Genomic DNA, 2,686 nt, shown 5'->3' on the forward strand with positions numbered 1-2,686 from the left:
GGCGCCGACGGTGCGGCTGCCGCGGGGGCGGCGGGCGCCGCTGCCGCGGGCTTGGGAGCGGCCGGTCGGGCCGCCGTCTGCTTGGGTGCGGCGGGCGCGCTGTCGGCCGGCAGCTGCTCACGCAGCCGGCGGACGACGGGTGCCTCGACCGTGGACGACGCCGAGCGGACGAATTCGCCCATCTCGTTGAGCTTGGTCATGAGGACCTTGCTCTCGACGCCGAGCTCCTTGGCGAGCTCGTAGACCCGGACCTTTGCCACGTCTCTCCTGTCCTGGTCCGGCCAGGGCAGGCGCGGACCGCAGTTAGTGCTGGGGGGAAGTCATCGCTGGGGGCTCATCGGGTGCTCATCAGCGTCAGACCCGCTCTCGGTAGATCGCGCCACCGCCGACGGTCGGTGGTGACGTGGGTGGCCGGGCCCGGGGCCGGGCTCGGCGGTCGGTCTCGACTGGGTGACCAGCGCCCGCACGAGGTCGGATGTTCCCGACACGTCGAGCGGACCCGCGCACCGCAGGGCCCTGGTGAACGCCGGACGACGCACCGCCAGGGCCACGCAGTCGAGATCGGGGTGCAGCCACGCGCCACGCCCCGGCATCGACCGCCGCGGGTCGTGCACCACGACGAACCCCGGGAGGCCGTCTGGTGCCCGCACCGCGACGAAGCGCAGCAGGACCGTCCGGTCACCCCGCTGTCGGCACCCGACGCACGTCCGTTGCGGGACGGTGCCAGGCGACCGGGCGGTGTGCTCGGACGGAGACAGTCTAGCGCGCCCCGCCACCGGGCTCCGACCGCGATTCGTCCTGCTGCGTGTCGGGGCGGATGTCGATGCGCCAGCCGGTCAGCTTCGCGGCGAGCCGGGCGTTCTGGCCCTCCTTGCCGATGGCGAGCGACAGCTGGTAGTCGGGCACGATCACCCGGGCCGAGCGGGCGGCGCGGTCGGTGACCACCACCTCGCTGACCCGCGCCGGCGACAGCGCCTGCGCCACGAACCGCGCGGGGTCGTCGTCCCAGTCGACGATGTCGATCTTCTCGCCGTGCAGCTCGGACATCACCGCGCGCACCCGCTGCCCCATCGGGCCGATGCAGGCGCCCTTGGGGTTCAGGCCGGCGACGTTCGTGCGGACGGCGAGCTTGGTGCGGTGCCCCGCCTCGCGGGCCAGGGCCATGATCTCGACGCTGCCGTCGGCGATCTCGGGCACCTCGAGCGCGAACAGCCTGCGCACCAGGCTGGGGTGCGACCGCGACAGCTGCACCTGCGGCCCCTTGGGGCCCTTGCGGACGGCGAGCACGAAGCACCGCAGCCGCTCGCCGTGCACGTAGCGCTCGCCGGGCACCTGCTCGGTCTGCATGAGCACGCCCTCGACCGACCCGAGGTCGACCAGCACGGCGCGCGGGTCGGGGCCCTGCTGGATGACGCCGCCGACGATGTCGCCCTCGCGGCCGCGGAACTCCCCCAGCACGGCCTCGTCCTCGACGTCGCGCAGCCGCTGCAGGATGACCTGCCGCGCCGTCGAGGCGGCGATCCGGCCGAAGCCGTCCGGCGTGTCGTCGACCTCGCGGGTCGCCGACGCCGGGTCGTCGGGGTCGACCTTCTCCCGCGCCCAGACCACGACGTGGCCGGTCTGCCGGTCGAGCTCGACCCGCGCGTCGGACTGCGCGCCCTCGGTGCGGTGGTAGGCGATGAGCAGCGCCTGCTCGATGGCGGCCACGAGGACCGACATCGGGATCTCCTTCTCGCGCTCCAGCATCCGCAGGGCGGCCAGGTCGATGTCCATCAGTCGTCGCTCCCCTCGTGCTCGTCGGTGTCCGGCTCGTCGCCGTGCTCGGTCTCGTCGGTGTCGTGCTCGGTGTCGTCGTCGGCGTCCTCGCCCGGGTCGTAGACCTGGGCGCCGGGGCGGTCGAACTCGACCTGCACGGCGGCGCGGACGACGTCGGCCCAGGGCACCTCGCGCCGCTTGGCCGGCATGCCGGGCTTGTGGCCGTCGGCATCGAGCAGCAGCACGCTGCCGGCGGCAAGCACCCGACCGGTGACCTCACCGCCCCCGGCCAGCTTCACCGTGACCTTGCGCAGCAGGTTGCGGCGGAAGTGCTCCGGGGTGGTGAGCGGCCGGTCGACGCCGGGCGTGCTGACCTCCAGCACGTAGGGCGTGCCGCCCATCACGTCGTGGGCGTCGAGCGCCGCCGACACCGCGCGCGACACGTCGGCCACGGCGTCCAGCGACAGCGCCGCGGGCGGCCCGGACGCCGGGTCGGCGGGTTCGTCGGTGGGCGCGGCCGGCGGCAGGTCGACCACGACGCGCAGCACGCGCCGCGAACCGGCCGGCGTCACCACGGCGTCCTCGAGCACCAGCCCGAGACCCTCGACGACCGGCGTCAGCTCGTCGACGACCGCCGTGTGGCGGTGGTCTGCGCTCGCCACCTGCACCCCTCCTGCCGCTGTTCTCATGTGAGATGGATCGGCACGCGGGAGGCCCCGACGTGCCCGTCCACCCTAGGGCACCGTGGCAGGATCGACGCCGTGCCACCGACCCGCCGCCGCACCGTCCTCGGGCTCGGCGCCTCGGCGGTCGCGGCCGGCGCGCTCGCCGGCTGCGGGGTGCGGGTCGGGCAGCCGGTGACGCCCGCCCAGCAGACGGCGTCCGCCGACCAGCAGGCCCGCGACCGGCTGGGCGCGCTGCTCGCCGCGCT

4 protein-coding genes are annotated in these 2,686 nt (G+C 74.8%); all 4 read right to left on the reverse strand.

The annotated features are described in order from the left end of the window. On the reverse strand, positions 1-260 hold a 260-nt coding region (locus ACYVI6_RS18410; RefSeq protein WP_460447751.1), incomplete at its 3' end, for a translation initiation factor IF-2 N-terminal domain-containing protein. Positions 261-320: 60 nt separating this feature from the next. Beyond that, entirely contained in the window at positions 321-776 is a 456-nt protein-coding gene (locus tag ACYVI6_RS18415) for a YlxR family protein (protein ID WP_460447752.1), read from the reverse strand. Next, a complete protein-coding gene (gene nusA, locus ACYVI6_RS18420; protein ID WP_460447753.1) occupies positions 760-1,773 on the reverse strand; it encodes a transcription termination factor NusA in 1,014 nt (337 codons plus the stop codon). Before nusA ends, ACYVI6_RS18415 begins: the two co-directional genes overlap by 17 nt. Continuing rightward, positions 1,773-2,417: a ribosome maturation factor RimP gene (locus tag ACYVI6_RS18425; protein ID WP_460447754.1), complete on the reverse strand. Its 645-nt coding sequence runs from the start codon at positions 2,415-2,417 to the stop codon at positions 1,773-1,775. Before ACYVI6_RS18425 ends, nusA begins: the two co-directional genes overlap by 1 nt. Positions 2,418-2,686 lie beyond the last annotated feature (269 nt).

This window comes from Angustibacter aerolatus (assembly GCF_054776675.1).

What these genes read in the sequence shown, in the direction of transcription:
- nusA (WP_460447753.1), bottom strand. Translation starts at nt 1,773, where the DNA reads ATGGACATCGACCTGGCCGCCCTGCGGATGCTGGAGCGCGAGAAGGAG.